The organism is Kitasatospora sp. NPDC087314 (assembly GCF_044744365.1).
GTDB lineage: Bacteria > Actinomycetota > Actinomycetes > Streptomycetales > Streptomycetaceae > Kitasatospora.
Map to the genome: position 1 here is coordinate 183,629 of NZ_JBIUYE010000003.1, position 22,434 is coordinate 206,062.

The window sequence follows — 22,434 nt, forward strand, 5'->3', positions numbered from 1 at the left end:
TCGTCGCCCGCGAGCCCCACGTCTCATCATGGCGTTCCGGTCGACCGGTCTTCGACAGCGGTCTTCGGGAACGGCCAGGGGTAGTTGTGGGTGTTCTGCGAGCCGAGGTACGGCGCAAGGTCCTGTCGGCTGGGTGGTGGGTCGGGAGGCAGGGCCACGCCAGCGATCACCGGGTCGATGGAGTCGGCATGCGCTTCCGCCCAGCGGAGCCACTCGATGGCCGCGTCGGTTGGCGTACCGGTGGCGCTCTCGCGTACCGCGGCACAGAGGCTGCGGATCTCGCTGGCCGTGCGTCGGGCCTCCAGTTGCTGCTCCAGCGCCTTGAGCCTGCGGTCGCGGATCAGCCTCTGGTGAGCCTCGTCAACGGCTTCGAGCCAGCGCTGGTGGCGTAGCCGCTCTGCCTGCTCGGCCCGGATGCGTTCTGCTTCGGCCCGTTCTGCCCGCTCCTCGATGGCTGCGAGGAGATGGCCCAGGCGGGATTCGAGGGTCCAGCGCGTCCCGTCCGAGCAGTCGTACCAGCGGTGTCCGTAGGTCTGGTCATGACCAGGAGCGTCGATCATGAGCCGTCCGTCTGGCACGTGGTCGTACTTCGGAATGCGCTTGCGCATCCACGCCGGCTCGCGCTCGGCGTCGCGCAGTTCCCTGGCCGTCGGCTCATGAGGTTGCTTGGTAGTGCGTTCGCAGATCTCCAGGGGGAATGCATGCCCCTTCACGATGATCACGACCGCGGTCGTTGGCTCGGCCCGCCTCCGGGATGCCTCTGTCAGCCGCGCTTCCACGGCGTAGCCCCGCTGCTCGGCCTCGGTGAAGAGGCCCTGCATGATCCGCAAGGCCCGGTCCACGAGCGGCATGGAGACACGGATCGGCACGACTCCCTGCTGTCCACGAGTGTCAGCCGTCCCCGTCTGGCGTCGCCCCAGGGCCTTGCGCGTAGCCGTGATCAGGTGGTGCGCACGCGCGAGATCGACCGGCACCTCGATAACTGGCACCGGCGGGGGCGGTGGAGGCTCCTTCGCGGGGTCGACGAGCCGCAGCTTGAGGTCGCCCTTCTCACGGCCGGTGAGCCTCAACTTGTGCCCTGGTGACAGGAGGTCGTTGTTGACCGCATGGTAGAACGCCCTGCTCCATCGACCCCGCGTCATGACGCCCGGGTCCGGAACGACGATGGTCCCGCCGGCAGCTTCGAGCCGGCGAATCAGGTCGACTCCGTCGCTCGGGGCGTCCTTGGCCGTTTCCGGATCACGAGCATTGCGCTGGGCCTCACGCTCGACCTCCTCCGGGTGCCGTCCGTGCTTCAGGTAGTACTTCCCCTGCTCGGTGATGGCTGCGGTCTGCTCCTGGCGGCCCTCCCTCGTGGAGAACCTCTGCACGACCAGCTTCCGCTGTTCGAGGGCCCACAAGGTGTTCGTCTTGCTCGACTCGACCGCGGCACCAGGATTGGCGGCGATCCATCGCAACAGCTCGGCTTGGATCGCGGTAGGAGCCAGTGAGAACTTCACGTGTCGCACCGTACGGAGACCCCAGCGGGTGCGGACGACTTCTGAGGAAGTCGAGCGAGGCCAGGTGGGAGGTGTTATTGGCCGCTACCGGGTCTGCTAGCTGGCTTCTGCGGCACTGGTCCACGCCGCTGAAGGGGCCCGTACACGCGTGCCGTGCCTACTATGGGGACCGCGTCCGGCGATCCGGCGGTGCGAAGGATCCACTTCAACGGTTCCCAACCCCGGTTGCCACACAGGCGCTGGAGCCGCGGACCAATCGGGCGGCTCAGGGCGTGGGGAACGGAGCGTTCCCCTGCCGATGCCGTGGTTCTCACCTCCGCACACACAATCACACGGGGTCCCCGGGGCTGCATCCGCACAGCTTGTTGAGCCGCAGAACGGGGCGCCATCTCCGTCTGGGTGGTACAAGCAGAGTCTTGGGGCGCACGGGGTCTGGAGGTACCAGTCGAGGCACGCGATGGCTCCGGTCAACTCGCGGTCGAGGAAGGCGAGTAGGACGGGTACGACGTCCTCCGTAGTCGTGATGACGCTCCAGTAGGTCACCGGTGGTGCGTTACCGGGGACCAGACCCTGATATCCGGAGGCAAACGTCCGTGCTGCCGCGTGGTTGCTGACCGCGCACATGTCCGTGCTTACGCCGAGCGGGCGGGAATCGCCGATCACCCATGAGTCATCAGACACATGGGCCCATCGACTACCGGTGGTCGCGCACCAGACCTTGCCACCACGTATCTCAGCCCACTCGTTCACCATGCCGACGAGCACGGCTTCCGTGTCCCGGCCGTCCGAAAGCGTCCGCTGCTCAACGGGTGTCTTCGCTAGAACACGGCGGAGTGCATCCTCGTCTTGCCGGGCGCCCGGCTTGTTGGGACGCGACCTGCCACGTGACGCCTTCAAGCAGCACCTCTCGCCGGGTCGGGCAATGTGGGAACGGAGCGATCCTGCTCGCCATGCAAGGTTCGCAAACCGGAGCTCTGCCAACTTCGGCCATCTGATGATGAGTTGCCAGCTCACTTCGGCTCGCTCCTTCCTGTGGTCCCGATGACCGTGTCATCGACGCAGAGTCATGCCCTGAGGCGGCGCTGCCTCGCCCTCAATGTCAGTGGCATGTCTCAGCATGGTCAGCATGACGTCCTATGCGCTGACTGGCCTTGGCGCCCAGCGATTCGAGCAACTGTCCCAGGCGCTCGCCCTGAAGACTCTCGGGGCCTCCGTGGAGATCTTCGGCGACGGGCCGGACGGCGGACGAGAAGCGAGTTTCCAGGGGCTGACGCACTTCCCGAACGCCGACGCACCGTGGACCGGTTACGGCGTTCTGCAGGCCAAGTTTCGCAGCCGCCCCGAAGGGACGGGTAAGGACGCCGATTGGCTGATCGGGCACATCAGAGCGGAGCTGGACGCGTGGGGCGATCCTGCTTCCAACCGGGTCCGTAAGGGACGCCTACCGGACTACCTCCTGATCACCACCAACGTCGTCCTGTCCCCCGTTCCGGGCAGCGGGGGCATCGACCGCGTCCATGCGGCGGTGCGCGACCGCGTGGATCAGCTGGGCCTCCCGGTCAAGGGGTGGGAAGTCTGGCACCACGACAAGATCTGCCGACTGCTCGACAACAACGAGGACGTGCGCCACGCCAATGCCGACGCGGTCCTGCCCGGAGACGTCCTAGCCCGTCTGCACACGCTTCTCGAAGAGTTTGAGGCGTCCCGAGCACCGTCCGGACCGCCTGGGGGCTACGGACTGCCGCGAGAGCTGCGGCCGCTGGTCGGACGCGAAGAAGTGCTCGCGGATGCGCTGGCGGCCCTCGACGCGCCCGGTCCCGAGAGCAGCTGCTCCGTGTTGTTCACCGGTGGGCCGGGCATCGGGAAGAGTTCTCTGGCTCTCAGGTTGGCGCACGTGCTGGAGGAGCGCTATCCCGACGGGCAGTACCACCTCGATCTGGCCCTGGCCGCCGGCGAGGGATCCGAGGTCGACCTGGTGTCAATGCTCCTCCAGACCCTGCGGCCCGTTGGTGTTCCGATCCCCGAGGGTCGCAGCCAACGTCGTGCGCTGCTGCGCGCGACGTTGGCCGACCTCAGGGCCCTCCTGTTGGTGGACGACATCGTCTCGGAGGAGGCGTTGTTGGAGGTACTGCAGATGGACGGCCCATTCGCGCTTGTCTGCACGAGCAGGGCGAAACTCAGCGGCCTTGCCGGGCTGGTCCACTGCGTCGAAATCGGTCCCTTGCTGACCGAGCACAGCGAGACACTCGTGAAGACCGTGACCGGGCCGTCGCGGCTGACCAACGAGCAAGCGTCGGACCTCGCCCGTGCCTGTGGTGGACACCCCCTCGCGCTGCACATCGCGGCCGCTCACCTCGCGAGGCGCCCTAAAGTGGACGCAGACCGGTTCATCCAGGACATCGCGAGCCCTGACCACGGGCTGCGGGCCTTGCGGGCCGGCCAGACCGCGATCGAGCCCGTCATCGAGCGAAGCTTCGCTGCTCTTGACCCAGATCAAGCACACCTGTTCACGGTGCTCGGGATCCTGCCGCACATGTCCGTCACGGTCGATGTCGCCGCCGCTGCACGTGCCTCGGAAGAGGATCTCGCTGACATTCGCATCGACGCGGTTGCAGGGCTCCTCGACGAGCTCTTCGAGCTGAGCCTCATCGAGCAGGTTGACGAAGAACGCTACGTCTTTCACGAAATCCTGCATCGGTTCGCCCGTCTCAAGTCGCGCTCCGCCACAGTGGAATGCCGTGAAAGTGCCATCCGACATGCTTGTCTGATGACCGCTGCCCGAGCCGAGTCGGCCACGGGGTCGATCGGTTTCACCGACAAGGAAGCCACTGTCCCAGCGCCGAGCAACCTGGAAGCCTTGCAGCGGCTGAACGCGGACCGGCCGGGTGCGGTCGCTCTTGTCGAACTTGCCCGGGACCACCAACTCTGGGGCCCACTCGTCACACTAGCGGCCAACTACACAGCCGCTCTGTGGCACGGCAGCCGCTGGGGTGACATCGAACGTGTCTACCGTTGTGTCCTGGAAGCTGGCACCGGGTCCGACAACCATGAGTGGGCGGCAACTTCCTTGCACAACCTCGCCATGGCCTCCGCCCATCTCGGTGACAGCCAGCATGCCGCCGAGTTGTACCAGCAGGCGGCCCAAACCGCCCACGACGCCGGCGACCCCTACCTGATGCACCTTGCAGAGCTGGCCACGGCCTCCCTGCTCATCAACCTCGGCCGTGCCCGTGACGCAATCCCCTACTTGCGCCACGGACTGCCGTTCTGGCGCATCACTGAGTCCTGGGACGTACTGGCCCAGGCTCTCGGTAACCTCGGCCAGGCCTACCTCGCTGTCGGTCAAGTGCGCAGGGCCGAGCAGTACCTGCGCAACAGCCGCAACCTCTTGAAGCTCGGCACCGCTGCGGATCTGTGGAACCGCAGCGCCCTCGGCGCACTGCTACGTGCTGGCGGTCGTACGACTGAGGCCGCGCAGCAGGCCGCTCAGGACATCGAACGAGCCCGCGCGGTGGGAAGCCGGGCTTGGGAAGCAACGGCCCTGATGGCACTCGCCGAGACGCCCCCGCAGGATCGACCGGGCTCCGCTCCCGCGGACCCTCTCGGTGCGGCGTTGGCGATCTACCGGGACACCGGAGACGTCCAAGGTCAAGTGCGGGCGCTCTACCGCTTGGGAAGTCAAGCCGCCGAGCGGGCCGAGGTGGAAACGGCGGCCGCGCACCTGGGCGAGTGTGCACGTTTGGCGACCAGCATCGGCGATTACGAACACGCGTCCCAGTCGCTGGCTTACCTGGCGTCCTATCGAGGGCGCATCGGGCATCTGGACGAAGCAGAGGATCTCTTCGCGCAAGCCCAGGACATGGCTCGACACACCGGAAACCCTGTTGTGCTGGCGCAGACTCTGCACAAGCACGCCGAACTTCTTTGGTGTGCAGGCCGAATCGGCCAGGTCGTGGCGCTACTGTCCGAAGCCATGGGCCTGCTGGAGGAAACCGAGCACAAACAGGCCAAAGCTCAAGCGAAGGCCGCTTTGGGGGAAGCACTCCTGGTCTCAGGCCAGTGGCAGGAAGGCGCCCGCATCCTGGAGCAGGTCACCTCCGTCACCTCCGATGAAGCCACGCCCTCAACCAAGGCCCAGGCGGCCCGTGCGCTCGCGATCCTCTATTCGCGCCGGGGCCTCCATGCCGAGGCCATGACCATGACCACAAGGGCGCTCGATGCGTGCGCCCGCGCTGGCGACGCCGCGGCCGTCCTGCGCACCAGAATGGCGCTCGCCAACATGCACGCCCGCAACCGGGAGTGGCAAGCGGCACTCAGTGAATACCGCAAGGCCGAGAGTCTCGCTGAGGCGCAGAACGACATTCACGTCCTGCTCACTGCGAAGACGCACTCCGCCATGTGCCTCTTGTTCGGAGAAGACCCGGATCAAGCCGTTACCGAGCTCAACCGTCTATTGCCGTTGGCACAGCAGTTGGGAATGCGCTCCCTAGAGGTGGCCATCCATGTCAATTCGGGTGTGCATTGCGCCAATTCCGGCGAGCATCCATCGGCCCTCGAAAGGTTCACCCAAGCCAGAACGTTGATCGAGGAACTCGACGACGACACTCTACTGGCTCCCTGTCTGATGAACCTGGCTCGCTCCTGCAAGGCCCTCGGCCAGATCGACTCCGCCCGGAGCCATGCGCGCGAGGCATTCGGCGTCCACCAACGCATCGGAAGCTGGTCGGGGGCTGGAGAAGCACTGCTGGAGCTCGCCCGTCTTCACACCACCGACGACCCAGACACCGAGGAACCCACCCTCGCCGACCTGCTCGGCGCCGAGAAGCTGCAAGACCGTCGAGTTCTGGAATTCATCCGGACGCGCCTCCAGCCAGCTGGCCAGAATCTCATGTTCCCAGCCGATCACAACCTGGGGCACCCAGCGACTACTCCGGACGGGAGGCGCATCAACATCGCCTCGTCAGTACGGCGTGAACTGGCTGGCCGCGACATCACGCGAATGCTTGCTCGGCTTGCCAACTCTCGACAGACCTGCGACGCGTGCAATCTGGCGATCGACGAGACTGGCGACGCCGAACTGCTGTTGCTACGTCACCCGGCCACGGACCACGTGGTGGTGTGCCTTGCCCACCCCCAATGCGTCGCTTCCCAGGTGATCCGGCTCAGCGGAAGAGCCCCCAAAGCACCCAAGGTGACCTCCGAGGTCGAGTGCATCCTGTTCGGCGGTGACAGGGCTGGAATCATCGTTGACTGCTACGGCGGATGGGGCTCGGTGAACGATGGCCCCGTCCAAGACCTGGTCCTGGACACCCATCTTGCCGCCGGGTTCACCGATCTCCGAGGTTTTCTCGATGGCCTGGACGATGGCGATGTCCTGGACCTCAGAACCATCCCCCCAGTACACGACCGTGATGTACAGGCGCGGTTGGAGGGCAACCGGCTCTCCGTCTCCGGCCCTTCCGGGGACTTGTTGAGCGGCATGCCACTCAACTTCTTCCCCCACTGGTACCGGGCCGCCCGCAGAGGAAAGCTAATCATCGTGGTCGGCCGAAACCTCCAGGGAATGGCCGCAGATGACGTGTCCTACTTACTGGAGGCGATGCATTCCGGCCAGACAGTCGGCGGCACTGTGCCGTTGTCCGTGGCACGCCCGCGAAGGAATGCGCCCTGTCCGTGCATGATGCGCACCGGGCGCAAGTTCAAGCACTGCTGCGGCAGGAGCAGCGCTTGACACCGTCCTGGACCGCCCACAAGCACGGATGGTCACCTTATAGGCGTCGCTGCATGGACTGGGGTACCTCTCGAAGCGACCGCATCGGTGCCTCTGCTCCGCTAGCCTGTTTGGGGTGACGGACGTGACCTTCGACGCCCCAAGTGGTGGTCGATACAGCGAGGTCGCGGAGGATCTAGCGGTTCTCTGCGAGGCTTTCGGACTGGGTGCGGTTCGAGGGTGCCACTTCCTGTCGGACGGCTTGATGAACGGGAACTGGCGGCTGGATACGGCCGAGGGCTCGTTCGCGTTGAAGCGGATCATGGATGTGCCACTGTCGCTGGCTCGTCGGAACCTGGCTGTGTTGTCGGAGCTGGCCGACGACGGTCTGCCGGTGGGCAGGGCGAGGGTCTCCTCGACCGGGGATGTGGTAGTCGAGGTCGCCGACCGCGGGTACTGCCTGATCCCGTGGATGGAGGGGAGCCACCAGGTGGGTACGGCGCTCTCGGTTGGGCAGGCTGCTGATCTCGGCGTTCTCCTCGGTCGGATCCACCAGAGCTTGAACGGTGAGCGGATGGCCGGCCTGCTACCGCCGGGGCCAGAGCAGGTGACCGTCTCGGTGACCACGCCCGCCGAGGCTCACCAGGAGGCGGATCGCTTCCTCGCCCTGATCGCGGGACTGGAGAGCCGGACAGCGTTCGACGTCGAGGCCGCCACGGCGCTGGCTGAGCGCAAGGTGCTGCTGAAGAAGTACGGGCACGAGCACCCGGCCGGCGAGGTAGCGGTCGGCCCGGTGGGGTGGACGCACGGTGACGTCCAGCACCGGAACGTGCTGTGGCGGAACGGCGAGATCGTCGGGGTGATCGACTGGGACCGGATCAGGGTCCGGCCGTTCGGCGAGGAGGTCGCCCGCACCGCCACGGTGCAGTTCGGCGGTGAGGACGGCTTCCTCGATCTGGAGCGGACATCCGCGTTCATGGCCGGCTACCGGTCGGTGGTACAGCTCCCGGTGCCGGCCCTGGCGGACGCGGTGGAGCGGCTGTGGTGGAAGCGCATGTCGGACTACTGGCAGCTGGTCTTCCACTACGACCGCGACGACCACTCCTGCGACCACCTGTTCCTGCCCGCCGAGCGCTTCCTGGCCTGGTGGACGGAGCGGCGCGAGGACGTGCAGGAGGCGTTCGCGGCTATGCCGTGAGCAGCGTGCGGGACAGGACGGTGGCGAGGGCCTCGGCCACCTGCTCCATGTAGTCCGGAGCCGGGATCTGCGGCACCTTCATCACGATCATCTGGCGCAGGGCCTTGTAGTAGTTCGGCAGCGCGTCCCGGGTCGGCGGCTGGTAGGGGCTGTCGGCGAGGTAGGGCCAGTAGCGGGCAGCCAGGTCGAGGCGTTGCAGCAGCGGGGTCTGTGTCCAGTCCTCGTACTGGGAGCGGACGGGGATGCCGGCGGCCCGGCACTTCTCGTGGAGCGCCTTCGGGTCGGGGACGCGGACGCTGATCGTCAGCGGGGTTCCGTACCAGCCGCGGACGGAGAGCTCGCCGATCTCCGGCCAGGCGACGGGCGCGTCGTACTCCTGCAGGGCTTCGCGGAGGGTGGCCAGGTTCTGTTCGGCAGCCAGCATTCGGTCGGGCAGCGAGCGCAGTTGCTGGCGGGCGATGACGGCGGAAAGGGCGGGCATCCGGTACTTGTAGGCGGCCCCGGTGGCGGCGAGCGGCCTCAGTTCGGGGAGGGTGAGTTCGTCGGCCAGGCGGGCGGGGTGGTGGCCGAGGGTGAGGGCGCACTCGTACACCTCCCGGTCGGAGGTGGTGAGAACGCCTCCTTCGCCGCCGGAGACGGACTTGGACTCCTGGAGGCTGAGGCACCCGGCGGCACCCCAGGAGCCGACGGCCCGGCCTTGGTAGAGGGCTCCGTGGGCGTGCGAGCAGTCCTCGACGATCGGCAGGTCGGTGGCCTTGGCGAGCTGGTCCATGCGGGCGGGGATGCCCCAGGTATGGGTGGCGAGGACGGCGGAGCATTCGTCGGCGACCTGGGCGACCGCAGTGGCGGCGATGTTGGGGCTGTCCGGCTCGATGTCGCAGAAGACGGGGTAGCTGCCGGCCTGGAAAACGGCGGTGATGGCGGAAATCCAGGTCATCGGGGAGATGGCGACGCCGGCTTCGGGGTTGGCGCCGACCGCGTGAAGTGCGGCGTGCAGGGAGGCCGTGCCGGAGTTGAACGAGAGCGCGTGGCGGGTGCCGGTGAGGCGGGAGAAGGCCGCTTCGAGGGCGTTGGTGGCCGGTCCACGGTTGATCTCGGAGAGGTGGCCGTCGTCGAGGAGCTTGAGGACGGCGTCCTTCTCGGCCTGCCCGTACTTGGGCTCGCAGGGGAACGGGAGGGTGACCTTGGGGTCGTTCATGGCGTCCTTCCAGTCAGGGGCGGGGCTGCCTACGGGCGGCACCGTCCGGAGAAGTGTGGGTCGGGGGCGATGCGGGGGACGGCGGTGAGGTGGCCGTGGTCCAGATCGTCGAGGTCGGCCTGGATCTGGGCGGCCCGTAGCCGGACCATGTCCTGGTCGTCGCAGGAGACGTGGAAGTGCAGGAGCGAAACCGCGATGCGCAGGCGGAACAGGACGAGCGGCAGCAGGCTCTCGGTGGGCAACGGGCCGTCGAAGTAGCCGACGAGGAGGGCCTCGCTCATCGGGGCGGGCTCGCGCAGAGACCAGCCGGCGAGTTCGGCCAGCGGGTCGCCACCGCGGACGCTCTCCAGGTCGACGACTCCGGTGATGCGGCGGCCATCGGTGAAGAGGTGGCGTCCGACCCAGTCCCCGTGCAGGAGCTTGGGCGCCGTCGCCGGGAGGCGGTCGGCTTCGGCTTCGAGGATGAGGCGGGTGTAGTTCAGCAGGCCGGGCAGGTCGAGGCCGTCGAGGCTGGGGGTGCGGCGGGCGGGTAGGGCGAGGAACCAGCCCTGGATGGTGGAGTGTTGGCCGATGCCGTGTCCGTCGAGCTGGCCGAAGCTGCTGACCTCGATGGTGTGCAGACGGCGGAGGACCTCCCCGGCTCGGACGGCGGCTTCCAGGTCCTGTGGCTGTGGCGGTTCCGCTTCGATCGGTCGACCCGGGCAGCAGGTCTCGACGCACGCCTCTCGGCTGTGCCAGAGGACGCGGGCGGCGGGGATTCCCGCTTCCCGCATCCGGGCCGAGGCCCAGGCCGCGGTCGGGTAGCGCGAGCGGCTGCCCACGCGGCGGACCTTGACGACCAGTTCGTCGCCGTCGCAAGTGGTGGCGGCGAAGGGGAGGCTGTCCGTTCCGGACCGCAGGGGCGTGAAGCGCACGTCGGTGGCGTCGAAGCCGGCTGCGGTGAGCGCGTCGAGCAGCAGCGGATGCGGGCGGTCGATCACGGCGTCACGGGCGGACATCGGGCACCTCCGGCACCGGGACGGAGCGGCGGCTGGCGGCGGACTGGAGGGCAGCGTCCAGGAGGGCGATGGAGCCGAGGTTGCTGGCGGCGGGGACGGGCATGGTGCCGGGCTGGTGGAGGGCGTCCACCATGGCGGTGATGCACCGCTGGTAGGCAGGCGGCCCGGCCTCGGCCGTCTTGTGCCTGTCGGCGGGGTCCGGAGCCCAGCGCGCGGCGAAGGCTCGGGCCTCCACGCGCCAGTCGCCGTTGGCGCCGGTTCGCAGGAATGGGTCGACGATGTAGCCGCCCCGGTAGTTGAACAGGGAGCTGTCGGCGAACCGCACGGTGATCGTGGCGATCGAGCTGTGTGGGGCAAGGAAGTCGGTCGGCGTCTCGGTGCAGGTGACCTCGGTCGGCGGCGCGGTGATCAGGGCGCGGACCTGGTCGAAGGCGTGCACCGCGAGGTCGGTGGTGACGGGCAGGTGCTGGCTGCTGCGGAAGCCCGGGCCGGGAAGGGCGACGAGGGTGTCGGCGGCGACGGCGAAGGGCGGCCGGCCGCCGAGGCGGACCGTCTCGCGGAAGGCGAGGAAGCCGGGGTCGGCGCCGCGGTTCTGCATGACGGCCAGCAGCAGGCCGCGCTCGCGGGCGAGGTGGACGAGGTCGAGGGCGTCGGGCAGGTTCAGGGTCAGGGGCTTCTCGGTCAGGACGTGGAGGCCGCGGGCGAGGGCAGAGCGGCTGACACGGTAGTGGTGGTCGGGCGGGGTGAGGTTGACGACGACGTCGACCGGGGCCAGTGCGAGCGCTTCGTCGAGCGTCGTGGCGAACGCCGGGGTCAGCTCGTACCGGTCCGCGAGAGCCCGCGCCGCCTGCTGGTCGGGATCGGCGAGGGCGGTGATCTCGATGCGGCCGTCCGCGAGCAGGGATCGGACCCAGCGGCTGGCGATGGCACCGCAGCCGATCAGTGCGGCCTTCATGATGCCTCCCGCTGTGGGTGTTCGCCGGCCTGGTGGCGGCAGATGTGGTCGAGGGCGCGTGCGGCGAGTTCCTCGGGCGGGCCGGTGGTGGTGTCGAGCCGGGCGACGGCCGGGGCGAGCGGGTGGTCGAAATAGGCGTTGAAGTGTTCGCTGAAGTGGCGGTCGTAGAAGATCGTCGGCATGCCCTTGCGCAGGCGGGCCCGGCGGACGAGCACGTCCGGGTCGGCGGTGAGGACGATCGTCAGGTCGGGCATCGCCACGGCCCTGCTGGTGACGGTGCGTTGGGCCTGGTCGTCGCAGTCGAAGCCGTTCATCCGGCCGACGGCGTGCGCGTGGGCGAGGAGGGTGTCCACGGTGCGGTCGAGGATCACGTCCCGGCCGTCGGCGAGGACCTGCCTGGCCTGGGTGAGCCGGAGGTCCTCGACTTCCAGGAACTGGGCGATGTTGGCCAGTTGGTGGTCCGCGGTGAAGGGCTCCGGGGTCGGCAGCCGGGTGGGGTCGGGGCTGGCGTGGAAGTAACAGGGGATGACGGTGGGCTGGTCGAGGTGAGGGGCGAGCATGGCGGCCAGCGTGGTCTTGCCGACGCAGCTGACGCCCTCGATGCCGAGGATCACGGTGTCTCCCTGCCCTTGGTACGACGGTTGCTCTTGGGGGCGAGTACCGAGTGCCTGGTGCCTGTCACGGCCCAGCGGCCGAGGGCGGTCATCGGGCCGATGCTCTTGAGCAGCAGCCCGGCCAGGGTTTCCACGCTCTGCGTGGCGGTCTCCCGTACGGTCAGCGGACGGCCTTCGGCCTCGGCGAGCAGGCGGACCGGTGCGACGGTGGCGGCCCAGAGCGCGGCCACGGCCGTCGCCCGGACCGGGAGGCGCGTGCGCGGCCCGAGCGCCAGGGCCAGGCACGCGGCCGTCGCGGGCGAGACCAGCAGCCAGGCCACGCCCCGGTAGGCGCCGATGGCGAGCGCCGCTGTGTGGTCGAGGCGACTGCCGTGGCCCTGGGCGTGCCAGCGGCCGGCGCACTGCGGGTAGTCGAGGTAGCTCTGGAACCAGCGCTCGCTCTGGGACAGCAGCTCCGGCAGGTACTCAGCCGCCGGCACGGTGGTGGTGAAGGGGAGACTGTCGACCGGCATGCCGCCCAGGGTGAGCCGGTAGCCGAAGGCGACGTCGTCGAGGACAGTGAAGGTGGGCAGCCCGCCGACCTGCCGGAAGACATCGGTGCGGACGAGCAGGCCGTGGCCGACGGTCTGGGCGAGGCCCCGAAGGCCGGGCCGCGTGTGGCGGACGGACTCGGTGTACCGGCGGAGGTTGGGGATCTCGCGGCGGAGAGTCCACAGAGTCTGCGCTCGGGCGGCGCTTCGGCACAGCGCCCGCTCCCACCGGTTGTCGGCGGCGTCCTGGGTGGCAAAGCGGGCGGACTGCTGGACGACGCAGGGCAGTTCGCCGTCCTCCGCTCGTCGGCGGGCCAGGAACTCGGCGGTGCGTCGCAGCAACTCACGGCTCGGACGGGAATCCACGTCGTAGACGGCGACGTACTCCTCGGCCGAGTCGGCCGCGAGCTGTTCGACGACGGCGTTCACCTGCGCGGCCTTCCGCCCGTCGCCCTCGTAGTGGACGTGCCGGACCACCGGCTCCCGGAGGCGCGCGATCTCGCTCGCGATGACGTCCGCCGTCGTGGGGAAGGCCGACAGGACCTCAGCGGCCGTCGCCGGGGTGAGCGTGCGTTCGCCGGTCTTGGCTAGGGCTTCGGCAAGGGCAGTCAGCTCGTCGTCGGTCAGCTGTGGGAAGCGCTGCACCGTGAGGTCGGTAGCCGTCGCCCCGGCGAGCCGGCCGACGAGGTGAGTGCGTTCGCGCTCCTCGCGCGCCGTGGACACCAGGGTCAGCGTCGAACCCGGGATGTCGCGCAGGAGCGGCACGAACCACGCCAGCGCACCGGCGATGTGCAACTGCTCGCGCAGCACCGGGATGACGACGTGCAGTGCCACCGGCTCCACCACCGAGAGCGGGACCGGCCGGTCCACCCGGGCCAGCGTCTGGCGGACCTGCCGCAGCCCGTTCACGTTGCGCGCGGCCACGGCGGCGGCGACCCACCAGGACGGCCGCCGCCAGAACGGCTTCCGGCCGTTCACTCGGCGCCTCCCGAACCGACGTAGTCGTGGAACAGCCGGTAGGTGTCCCGGAGCTGGCCTTCCGGGTAGCCGTCCTGCCACGGCTTGTCAGGGCCGGCGAAGTGCACCAGGGCGGCGGTTGCCTCGTCGTCCAGGAGCTGGGCGAGCGGGCTGTCCGCCTCGGCGTAGTGGATGAACCCGGGCTGGGCGGCCTGAGGGGACATGGCGAAGGTGTTCCAACGCCTGTCCAGCCGGTGCCAGTTGTCGTCGATGGCCCAGTTCAGCGCGTCCTGGTCCCAGAACCTGACCTTGTCCGGGTGCTCGGAGAGGAACTGCCTGGACCGCTCGAAGACGCCGAGCCGCTGGCAGCGGTCGAGGTCGATGAGCATGACGCCGCTGTTGAAGTAGTCCCTGCCGTACGGGACGCCGAGCTTCTCCCAGCCGGGCAGCTGGATGCCGCGGCCGATGACCGGGTTCTGCGGGTCTCGCACCGCGCCGATCGGGCGCCCGTCGAGGGGCTGCCGCAGCAGCGGACGCAGGTCTCCGAGCACCAGGGTGTCGGCGTCCAGGTAGAGCACCCGGCGTTCGTCGGGGATGACTTCCGGGATGGCCAGGCGCACGTACACCGCGCCGCTGACCCAGTCGGAAACGGGGTAGCGCGGGTCGGTCATGGGCGCCGGCCGCAGCTCGGTGCGCAGGCCAGTGCGGTCAGCGTCCCTCAGGATCGCCTTCCGGTTGGCGTCGCTGATCTGCTGGTCGAGGACGATCAGTCGGAGCTCACCGACAGTGCCCGGGTGGGCGGCGGCGATCGAGTGCATCAGCGTCCGCAGCGGGCGGGCGTACCCATTGTCGACCCCGCAGACGAGCGCGGGCAGCGGGTGGGAAGCGGTGGTCACGAGGCGCTCCTTCCGGTGGTGGCGGTGGCCTGGTGGGGGAATCGCTTCTCGGCCCAGTCGAGGGTCCGGCGCAGGCCGTCGCGCAGGTGGGTGATGGGCTCCCAGCCAAGGTGAGCGCGGGCCGAGGCGATGTCGGGGCAGCGGCGCTTCGGGTCGTCGGCGGGCAGCGGGACGAACGTGATCGCGGACGAGGAACCGGCCAGCGCCCGGATCTCCTCGGCGAGCTGGAGCATGGTGATCTCGTGCGGGTTGCCCAGGTTCACCGGGTCGGTGTGGTCCGCCGTGGCGGCGGCGAGGAGTCCCTCGACGGTGTCGGCCACGAAGCACAGGGCGCGGGTCTGGCTGCCGTCGCCGGCCACGGTGATCGGCTCGCCCGCCAGCGCCTGCTGGATGAAGGCGGGCACCGCGCGGCCGTCGTCGGCGCGCATCCTCGGCCCGTAGGTGTTGAAGATCCGCACGATGCGGGTGCGGGTGTTGCCGGAGCGCTGGAAGCACGAGGTCAGAGCCTCGGCGTACCGTTTGGCCTCGTCGTACACGCTCCGAGGGCCCACCGGGTTCACGTTGCCCCAGTACCGCTCCGGCTGCGGGTGCACAAGCGGGTCGCCGTACACCTCGGACGTCGATGCGAGCAGGAACCGGGCCCGCTTGGCCTCGGCCAGCTCCAGGGCGTTGAGCGTGCCCATCGCGCCGACCTTCAGGGTGGCCAGCGGGTGGCGGGCGTAGTCGTGCGGCGACGCGGGCGAGGCCAGGTGGAAGACAAAGTCCACCGGCCCGGCCACGTTGAACGGCCGGGTCACGTCGTCGGTCTGGAAACGGAAGCCGCTGGCCGAGCGCAGGCCCGACAGGTTGTCGAGCTGGCCGGTCAGCAGGTTGTCGACGCCGACCACCTCCGCGCCCAGGTCGAGCAGGCGCTCGCACAGGTGCGAGCCGATGAACCCGGCAGCCCCGGTGACGACGGCGGTGCGGCGGGCGAAGGCGCTGGTCACTGCCGTGGGCGGCGGTGGTTCTTGCGGGTGGGACATGGTGCTTCTCCTCCAACTCGCTGGCGGGTGGCGGGCTGAGCACGGAGCCGTGGCTCCTCAGGCGGTCGGCTCCCGATCCGGGACGGCGTGTGCCGGCGGCGCCGCGAACTGCTCCTCGGCGCCGAGCTGGTGCTGGGCGACGGTCCCGAGCAGCACCAGCGCCGCGATGTGACCGAGTCCCCACAGCACGGTGAACCTGACTCCCAGCGGGTCGCGGTGCGCGCCTCGATGGCGGCCTCGCTGTGCGCTCGTGGCTCTGTCCACGGGCCCTTTCCTCCGCTCTCCTCGGACGACGGCAGGTCCAGCGTCACGGCGAGGCGGAGCGTCGCGGAACGTTTCCAGGGGGTTTCTCTCCGAGAACGCCCCGGCTGCGGCGGGTAGCAGTACGCTCACCAACAGGGCCTGAAAAGCCGGGGGTTGAGATGATCGAAGGCACGCTGGCGGTCCACCCGCTCACCTACCTGCTGCAGTCGCGCGGGTGGGGAAAGAACCAGTTCGCGGGCATGATGCGCGACCGCGGTGCCGCGCTGAAGATCCACCTGGCGACCAACCGAACCCTGGTCTGGAAGTGGGAACAGGGTCAGGAGCCCGAGCCGGACGCCCAGTACGTTCTGGCCGATCTCCTGGGCGTCAATCCCCGTACTCTGGTTGCCAATCCGTGGCCGGGATGGCTTCCTGTCTGGGAAGTGACCGGCGTCACGGCGCCGTGGACGAAGGCCGGTACCGTGGACGTACTGGTGGAACTGGTCAGGAGTGGTCGTATGGATCGGCGGGGCTTTCTCACCATCACCGGGGCCGCCATGGCCACCGTCGCCGCGAGCTGGGCCTCGGCCTCGCCCGCCTTCGCCTCCGCCCTGGACGGCGACCAGGTGACCGACTCCATGGTCGACACCCTCGAAGCCCGCGTCGCCACCCTCCAGACCCTGGACGCCCAGATGGGCGGCGCACGCCTCATCGAACAAGCCCGCGGCGACCTCGCGATCATCACCACCCTGCTCAAGCAGGGCCGCCACACCGAAGCCGTCGAGGCCCGCCTGTACGGGCTGGCCGCCCAGGTCAACTACATCGCCGGTTGGATGGCCTACGACAGCGGTCTGCGTTCAGCCGGCCAGCAGTACTACCTCGGCGCCCTCCGCGCCGCGAAGACCGTCGGCGACGACGCCCTTGGCGCCTTCCTGCTCGCCGAGATGGGCGTCCACCTCTCCGACGCCGGCAACCCGGCCGAGCGCGTCGCCCAGGTCGAGACCGCGCTCGCCAACACACCCTCGACGATGCAGCCCGGCGTCCGCAGCTACCTCGAACTCCACCACGCCGAGAGCCTCTCCCGTGACGGCCAGCACCAGAAGGCCGGCTCCGCCCTCAATCGGGCCCACGACCTCTGGTCCAGGAACGGCGGCGACCAACTCCCGAACTGGCTCTCCTGGTACGGCGACGCCCAGCTCAGCTCCACCGAGGGCAAGATCATGCTCCGCGCCGGCCAGGTCGAGCGCGCCACCAACGCCCTCGCCTCCTCCATCGATCACGCCGTCCCCCGCGACCAGGCCGTTCGCTCCGGCCGCCTCGCCACCGCCCGCCTCGCCGGCAAGGACCTCGACGGCGCCCTCGACGCCGCCAACCGCGGCCTCGGCCTCCTCGAAACCAAGGTCCACTCCGTCCGCGCCGTCAGCCGCCTCACCAAGTTCGACGGCTACCTCAAGCCGTACGGCGCGGAACCCGCCGTCGCCGAGTTCCGCGAGCGCCTGCGCGCGCTGCCGGCCATGGCGGCCTGACGGTCGCCGACTCAGTGGCGCTGGTGCCGCCTACTGGGCTGCCGCCAGGCTGCCCAGGTGCAGGCCAGCGGTCCTGGCAGCGCGCAGGGCGTCCCTGGCACGGGCCGCGCCGCTGCGGGTGACAGCCTCGCCCCCGCCGATGTCGACTGTTCGCACACCGAGGCCTGCGCACACTCGGCAGATGCCCGGCTGGGGCACGGGGTCGTGGCACTTGGCGCACTCGGCGTACCGGGTCGCTGCGGGCCGCACGACGGGCTGGACAGGCGGCATCTTGCGCTCCAGGCGGTAGCGCAGCACCGCGACCGCCGAGTGCACTGGGGCGGGCAGGCCCGGCAGCAGGGCCTGGGCGAGGTCGGCTTGGGTCGCGCCGCGTTCCAGCCACCGGGCGACCAGCGGGGCAAGCTTCCGGGCCTCGGCCTCCCCGAGGCGCAGGCGCGGTTCGGGACGGATCGCCCGGAAGAGCGTGGCGACCGCCGCACAGACCTGCTCGTCGGGCAGCAGGTCAGCGTCACCGGCTTCCTGCTGATCTTCCTCCCTCCCGCCCGGCTCCTCCACCTCGTCGTTGGCCGCCTGGCCGTCGACGTGGTCAGCGGGGAGGGAGGGTGGTTCTTTCACCAGGTCTTTTACAAGGGCGTCAGGACCGCCGGTGGTCGCTTCACCGGAGACCGGACGGGTGACACCCGGCAGCGCCAGCTGCGGGGTGTCGTAGACGTGGGTCTCGGTGATGATCGTGCCGTCGGACATGCGGATCTTCTCGACCCGGTAGAAGCCGGCCTCGGCCAGCTCCTTCAGGGCCTTGCGGATCGCGCCTCGGCCCTGGGGGCTGGTGTCGGCCATGTGCCGGCCGTCCTCGCGCCAGCCGTCGGGACGGGAGAGAAGGTCCGCGAGCAGACCGCGGGCGGTGTAGGAGAGCCGTCGGTACTGAAGGACGGCGTTGGGCAGCACGGTGAAGTTGCGCACGTGGGCGCTACGATGGACGCGCATCGGGAGTTGCATCTCCTGGTGCCGGACCCCGGAGCGTTGGCGCGCTGCCGGGGTCGCCTGTTTTCGATTGGACCACGGAACGTAGCACACGCACCGGCCGAAGATCGACATGATCGGCGAGCGATCACCATCACGCCCCTCCGATCTCACCCGATCTCCAAACGGCAGAAGTCCAGTTGACGCTCCCGCCGTCCACAATCGCACGGTTCGAGTGATTTGCAACGCAAAGGGCCTCTCAGTTCCCCGAAGGAAGTCTCATGGTCTTACTCACCACTCCAGGCCCCTTTGATTCAATCTATAATTAGAATTTCTGTTCTAAATTCGAACGGAATAACCCTTTAATCGATGGATGAGGAGCCAGTCCACCGAGCAAACAGCTGTCGCGGACATTGCGGTTGATGATGTGTCAGACCATCCCGCTAGCTTCTACCCCGTGAAAGATGTGACAACTAAACTTCTCGACGAGCTGATGATCCTCAGTGGCTGCGGTGTTCGCGACCTCTACCAACGCGAAACCGAGCTCCCTGACCATGATCACGAACTATTCCCCCTAGTGATCGCATGTCTCCGCCGCATCACCAAGGGGGGCGCGTGGAAGCGCTCACCCATGCAATACCAGGACAAGCTTCTCGATACGGCAGCCCTGGCCGAGACGCTTCTGAAGATCTCGAAAGACGTCCAGGACCGCATGGACTCAGTCGAGAGGAAAGCCACGCCCGTAATGGCCGCCTGCAAGGTCTATCTGGGAGAACAGCGAGGCGTAGTCTCCTTCTGGTTCCACGAGGAGGAGAAGAAGATCCGTAGGGCACGGACTTCGCTGGCCGAGCTCACCCATCTGTGCTGGAAGTCATTGGAAGACTGGCACCAGGAGGCCTCCCCGAAGGCACAGCGCTCAAGGAGCACGTCCCCGATCGAGCATCCAGACAAACTGGTTGAGCTCGACTCCGTGGTCACTCAGTCCGCGACACAGATGATCACGTTGCTCGAGAAACAACCCGCCGTCTTATTCGAGCCTGGCGGGAGGGTCCCGGTCGCCGCGATCAAGAGCCTCACCCCCGCCGCTTTCGAACAACTAGTGTCCGCCCTGCTGGAGCGCGACGGCTTCACCGTGCACCAGGCTGTCGGCCGCTCCGGCGACAACGCCGCAGACTCCGTCGCTACCGGCCCCATGGGACTGCGCTACGCAGTGCAGGTGAAGCACACCAAGGGCAACCGCAACATCGGCCCAACCCCCGTGCGCGAGTTGGCCGGAACCCTTCGCAAGGTCCACGGATCCGACATCGCCGTGATCGTCACAAATGGCGGCTTCACTCGACACGCGATGACCAACGCCGAACAGACCCGCGTGCTCCTCGTCGACCTGTTCCGGCTCGAACGCTGGGCGGAGCACGGCGAATCATTGGTCGCCGTCCTGAGTAGTTGAGACGCCGCTTCGGAAGCTCGTTGCGAACCTTCTGGAGCAGATCCGTCTCGAGAGTTGCTCGTGGCATCGGTCCTGGTCTGTTCCCTTGGTGTCGATGTCGAGGGCGATCAACCGGTATGCGAGGGTACGTGTTTCGGGTTTGAGGCGGCCACGGAAGCGGGGACGGGAGGGTTTCCCGCCCCCGCTGGGCTGGGCTACCGCTTGGGGCGGTACAGCCCGGACACTGGCGGCGCCAGTGGCGTGGGCGGTTGGTCTGTTGTGCCCACCGCAGGGTCGGTGGTAGGGCAGGTGGTGGTCCTGGACAGGGCTGCGCGGGTGCGCAGTTCGTCCTGGGTGGCGGCCGGTGCCGGGGCGGGTAGGCCCGCGTCGCGGCGGATGCGCCAGGTGAGGACGGCGGCGGGAGAGTCCGCGGTGGCCAGCTCGCGTCGTCCGGCCGCGTGGGTGAGCAGGGCGGTCGGGTCGTGGCCGGCTGCTTCGGCCTGGGCGAGGGTGGCGGCGAGGGCTGCCCAGTTGTCCTCGGCGAGCAGGCGGGCGGCCTGGTCGGCGGGCAGGGCGCGGCGGATGGCTTCGGCCTGCCGGTCTTGGGCGGCCTTCGGGAGGAGCCGGCCTTCGAGGGTCAGGTGGGCGATCGGTTTGGCCGCGTGCCGGGAGTAGGCGGCGCGCAGGTGTCCCGCTGCGGCGTGGGCGGCTTCGGCCTGGTGTCGGTGGCCTTGGGCGGCATGCCACTTGGCGATCACGATCGCGAGCAGCACGAGGCTGGACAGGATCGTGGCGGCGGCCGTGCCGTCCTCGCCGCGGCCGGTGCTGGGCCCGGCGTAGAGGATTTCGCGGGCGGCGGAGCGCATCGCGCGCAGGTTGGCGTCGGCGGCGCGGGTGTGGGCGATGCGGGTGTACTCCAGGGCCCGTGCGGCCTGGTTGATCTCCTTCCTGCTGAGGGTCGGGCTGGTGGCGGCGAGCGTGTCGAGGACTTCGAGGCCGCCTCGGATCACCGCCTCCGCGCGGGCGGCGTCGTGCTCGTCGTCGAAGGCCGGGTAGGCGAGTTCGACGGTGGTGCTGGCCCGGTGGCGGCCGGTGGCGGTCCGGGTGCTGCTGTCGGGCGTGGGGTGGGTGGGCTGGTCGATGCCGGCGGTGAAGCGGGCGCGGATCTTGGGTTGGGTGAGGTCGGAGGCGAGCTTGCTCCCCGAGAACCAGACCGGCTCGGTCTCGTCGTCGGTGAGCGCGAACTTGTAGCCGGTCACGTCGCCGGACGGCGCCCGGCGCACGCCGAGGAGCACGCCCTTCGCGGCGAGCCGGGCGGTGAACTCCTCCTCGTCGGCGGCCCCGGCGAGCGCCTGGCGTACGGCGGTGCGCAGGCGGTCGCGGTCGGTGTCTTCCCGGCCGAGGCGCTGGGCCTTGCGCAGTTCGGCGCCCTTGGCGCGCTTGGGGATCGCGTTCCGGTACTCGCGGGTGCGGGTGTCGGAGAGGTCCGTGAGCCCGTACTGGCGCTCGATCTTGGTGAGTTCGTCCTCGACGCGGTACTGGTCTCCCCAGATGTCGGCCTGGATGAGGTCGGCGCGGATCATCGTGGCCAGGATGTGGATGTGGTCGTCGGCATGGCGAACGGCCACCCAGCGGCAACCGTCTTCGTCGCCATCGGGGGCGATGCCGGCGGCGGCCACGACCCGGCGGGCGATGTCGCCCCACTCCTCGTCGGTCAGGATCTGGTCGGTGGGGGCAGCGCGGACCGGCCGGTGGTAGACGTGCTTCTCGAACTTCCTCTTCGCCTGGTAGCGGACGACGTGGAGGTCGAGGGCATCCCTCAGCTGTTCCAGGGTCGCCGCCGGTTCGCGCCCCGGGTCCGGCGCGAAGCCGTCCCAGGACGCCACGATGTGCGGGTCGGTGTGCTCGTTGGTCTTGCCCGGCCCGTACAAGTACTGCAGCGCGCCAAGGGTGTTGCTGCCACGAACCGGCTTGCTGATCAACTGCGACCGGCCTTCGCCTTCGCCAGCCGCATCCCCGTACGGTCGATGTCCGCCACCGCTTCGCGCACCGCGACGGACAGCACCGTCCCGGCGATGAAGACGTCGCGGACCGGACCGGGTTCCGGGGCGACACCCATGTGGCCCTGGTGCGCGATCTGGTTGATGTTCCGGGCCATGCCCGCGAGCTGCTTACGGGTCTCGGCCAGCTCGTCGATCGCCGCGTCCAGCTGCTCGTCTTGGGAGTCGGCGAGGCTGCCGTCTTCGGCCAGGGCCTTGCGGGCGATGTAGGCGGAGACCGAGATGCCCCGCTCGCCGGCATGCCGGCGGAGGACCGCGGCTTCGTCGGGGTTGAAGTGGACGGTGATCTTGTCGTTCTTCAGGTTCGCGGCATCGCGGGTACGGCGCTTGGGCTTTCGGCGCTTCGCGGCGATCTCGGTGGCGCGCAGCGGGCGCGGGGCAGCGGGTGGTACTGCGAGGGTGTCTGGCTTCTCCTCCCCCGGTGCCGCGCCCTCGCGGTACTGGGCCGGTGATGCCGCGTGCGCCCTCGCGCGCGGCATCACCGGCCGGCCCTCGCCCCCTTGGGCGGGGGCCTCCGGCTGCGACCGTCCGTAGGACGGGCGCAGCCACTTGCTTGCTCCGCTGTTGGTCTGGGGGTGGTCGCCCCCGTTGCGGTCGACGGGGTCCGTGTCGTCTGCCGGGTGCGGGCAGACTGCGGGTCGG

General features: G+C 69.0%; 16 protein-coding genes. 4 read left to right on the top strand and 12 right to left on the bottom strand.

Annotation, left to right across the window (positions count from 1 at the left end):
* Positions 1-26: 26 nt before the first annotated feature.
* Positions 27-1,499 carry a hypothetical protein gene (locus tag ACIO5E_RS07375; protein WP_400664738.1) on the bottom strand — a complete coding sequence of 491 codons (1,473 nt, stop codon included), beginning with the start codon at positions 1,497-1,499 and terminating at the stop codon, positions 27-29.
* 1,126 nt (positions 1,500-2,625) lie between these two features.
* On the opposite strand from ACIO5E_RS07375, the gene ACIO5E_RS07380 reads away from it, so the two are divergent.
* Both ACIO5E_RS07380 and ACIO5E_RS07385 read left to right on the top strand, forming a co-directional pair.
* On the top strand, positions 2,626-7,230 hold the full coding sequence (locus ACIO5E_RS07380) for a tetratricopeptide repeat protein (RefSeq protein WP_400664739.1): 4,605 nt from the start codon (positions 2,626-2,628) through the stop codon (positions 7,228-7,230).
* Between the two features lie 115 nt (positions 7,231-7,345).
* Positions 7,346-8,407, top strand: coding sequence for a phosphotransferase (locus ACIO5E_RS07385; RefSeq protein WP_400664741.1), 1,062 nt, complete (start codon positions 7,346-7,348; stop codon positions 8,405-8,407).
* Here ACIO5E_RS07385 and ACIO5E_RS07390 read toward each other — a convergent pair.
* From ACIO5E_RS07390 to ACIO5E_RS07425, 8 genes are read right to left on the bottom strand one after another with little or no spacing between them, the layout of a single operon-like run.
* On the bottom strand, positions 8,397-9,605 hold the full coding sequence (locus ACIO5E_RS07390) for a DegT/DnrJ/EryC1/StrS family aminotransferase (protein ID WP_400664743.1): 1,209 nt from the start codon (positions 9,603-9,605) through the stop codon (positions 8,397-8,399). The two genes, ACIO5E_RS07385 and ACIO5E_RS07390, sit on opposite strands and share 11 nt — an antisense overlap.
* 29 nt (positions 9,606-9,634) lie before the next feature.
* The gene (locus ACIO5E_RS07395) at positions 9,635-10,603 is read right to left on the bottom strand and encodes a phosphotransferase family protein (RefSeq protein ID WP_400664745.1); all 969 of its coding nucleotides are present in this window, start codon (positions 10,601-10,603) and stop codon (positions 9,635-9,637) included.
* The gene (locus ACIO5E_RS07400) at positions 10,590-11,558 is read right to left on the bottom strand and encodes a Gfo/Idh/MocA family protein (RefSeq protein WP_400664747.1); all 969 of its coding nucleotides are present in this window, start codon (positions 11,556-11,558) and stop codon (positions 10,590-10,592) included. The genes ACIO5E_RS07395 and ACIO5E_RS07400 overlap by 14 nt, the downstream gene beginning before the upstream one ends.
* Entirely contained in the window at positions 11,555-12,172 is a 618-nt protein-coding gene (locus ACIO5E_RS07405; protein WP_400664749.1) for a hypothetical protein, read from the bottom strand. Before ACIO5E_RS07405 ends, ACIO5E_RS07400 begins: the two co-directional genes overlap by 4 nt.
* On the bottom strand, positions 12,169-13,680 hold the full coding sequence (locus ACIO5E_RS07410; protein WP_400664751.1) for a glycosyltransferase family 2 protein: 1,512 nt from the start codon (positions 13,678-13,680) through the stop codon (positions 12,169-12,171). The genes ACIO5E_RS07405 and ACIO5E_RS07410 overlap by 4 nt, the downstream gene beginning before the upstream one ends.
* Positions 13,677-14,555, bottom strand: coding sequence for a glycosyltransferase family 8 protein (locus ACIO5E_RS07415; protein ID WP_400664753.1), 879 nt, complete (start codon positions 14,553-14,555; stop codon positions 13,677-13,679). The genes ACIO5E_RS07410 and ACIO5E_RS07415 overlap by 4 nt, the downstream gene beginning before the upstream one ends.
* Positions 14,552-15,577, bottom strand: coding sequence for a UDP-glucuronic acid decarboxylase family protein (locus ACIO5E_RS07420; RefSeq protein ID WP_400664755.1), 1,026 nt, complete (start codon positions 15,575-15,577; stop codon positions 14,552-14,554). The genes ACIO5E_RS07415 and ACIO5E_RS07420 overlap by 4 nt, the downstream gene beginning before the upstream one ends.
* Before the next feature lie 57 nt (positions 15,578-15,634).
* Positions 15,635-15,841: a hypothetical protein gene (locus ACIO5E_RS07425; RefSeq protein ID WP_400664757.1), complete on the bottom strand. Its 207-nt coding sequence runs from the start codon at positions 15,839-15,841 to the stop codon at positions 15,635-15,637.
* Positions 15,842-15,999: 158 nt separating this feature from the next.
* On the opposite strand from ACIO5E_RS07425, the gene ACIO5E_RS07430 reads away from it, so the two are divergent.
* Positions 16,000-17,346, top strand: coding sequence for a transcriptional regulator (locus ACIO5E_RS07430; protein ID WP_400664759.1), 1,347 nt, complete (start codon positions 16,000-16,002; stop codon positions 17,344-17,346).
* Positions 17,347-17,376: 30 nt separating this feature from the next.
* On the opposite strand, the gene ACIO5E_RS07435 is transcribed toward ACIO5E_RS07430, so the two are convergent.
* Complete coding sequence (locus ACIO5E_RS07435) at positions 17,377-18,330, bottom strand: hypothetical protein (protein ID WP_400664761.1); 954 nt, start codon at positions 18,328-18,330, stop codon at positions 17,377-17,379.
* 349 nt (positions 18,331-18,679) lie between these two features.
* Here ACIO5E_RS07435 and ACIO5E_RS07440 point away from each other — a divergent pair, with 349 nt between their 5' ends.
* Entirely contained in the window at positions 18,680-19,753 is a 1,074-nt protein-coding gene (locus ACIO5E_RS07440; RefSeq protein ID WP_400664763.1) for a restriction endonuclease, read from the top strand.
* 194 nt (positions 19,754-19,947) lie between these two features.
* Here ACIO5E_RS07440 and ACIO5E_RS07445 read toward each other — a convergent pair whose 3' ends face one another.
* Positions 19,948-21,714 carry a relaxase/mobilization nuclease domain-containing protein gene (locus tag ACIO5E_RS07445; protein ID WP_400664764.1) on the bottom strand — a complete coding sequence of 589 codons (1,767 nt, stop codon included), beginning with the start codon at positions 21,712-21,714 and terminating at the stop codon, positions 19,948-19,950.
* Entirely contained in the window at positions 21,711-22,271 is a 561-nt protein-coding gene (locus ACIO5E_RS07450; RefSeq protein ID WP_400664765.1) for a plasmid mobilization protein, read from the bottom strand. The genes ACIO5E_RS07445 and ACIO5E_RS07450 overlap by 4 nt, the downstream gene beginning before the upstream one ends.
* Positions 22,272-22,434: the final 163 nt, after the last annotated feature.

Excerpts from the sequence above, each read along its gene's own strand:
- ACIO5E_RS07450 (WP_400664765.1), bottom strand. The coding sequence starts at position 22,271 with ATGCCGCGCGCGAGGGCGCACGCGGCATCACCGGCCCAGTACCGCGAG.
- ACIO5E_RS07440 (WP_400664763.1), top strand. The coding sequence starts at position 18,680 with ATGAGGAGCCAGTCCACCGAGCAAACAGCTGTCGCGGACATTGCGGTT.
- ACIO5E_RS07420 (WP_400664755.1), bottom strand. The coding sequence starts at position 15,577 with ATGTCCCACCCGCAAGAACCACCGCCGCCCACGGCAGTGACCAGCGCC.
- ACIO5E_RS07430 (WP_400664759.1), top strand. The coding sequence starts at position 16,000 with ATGATCGAAGGCACGCTGGCGGTCCACCCGCTCACCTACCTGCTGCAG.
- ACIO5E_RS07435 (WP_400664761.1), bottom strand. The coding sequence starts at position 18,330 with ATGCGCGTCCATCGTAGCGCCCACGTGCGCAACTTCACCGTGCTGCCC.
- ACIO5E_RS07400 (WP_400664747.1), bottom strand. The coding sequence starts at position 11,558 with ATGAAGGCCGCACTGATCGGCTGCGGTGCCATCGCCAGCCGCTGGGTC.
- ACIO5E_RS07395 (WP_400664745.1), bottom strand. The coding sequence starts at position 10,603 with ATGTCCGCCCGTGACGCCGTGATCGACCGCCCGCATCCGCTGCTGCTC.
- ACIO5E_RS07380 (WP_400664739.1), top strand. The coding sequence starts at position 2,626 with ATGACGTCCTATGCGCTGACTGGCCTTGGCGCCCAGCGATTCGAGCAA.
- ACIO5E_RS07390 (WP_400664743.1), bottom strand. The coding sequence starts at position 9,605 with ATGAACGACCCCAAGGTCACCCTCCCGTTCCCCTGCGAGCCCAAGTAC.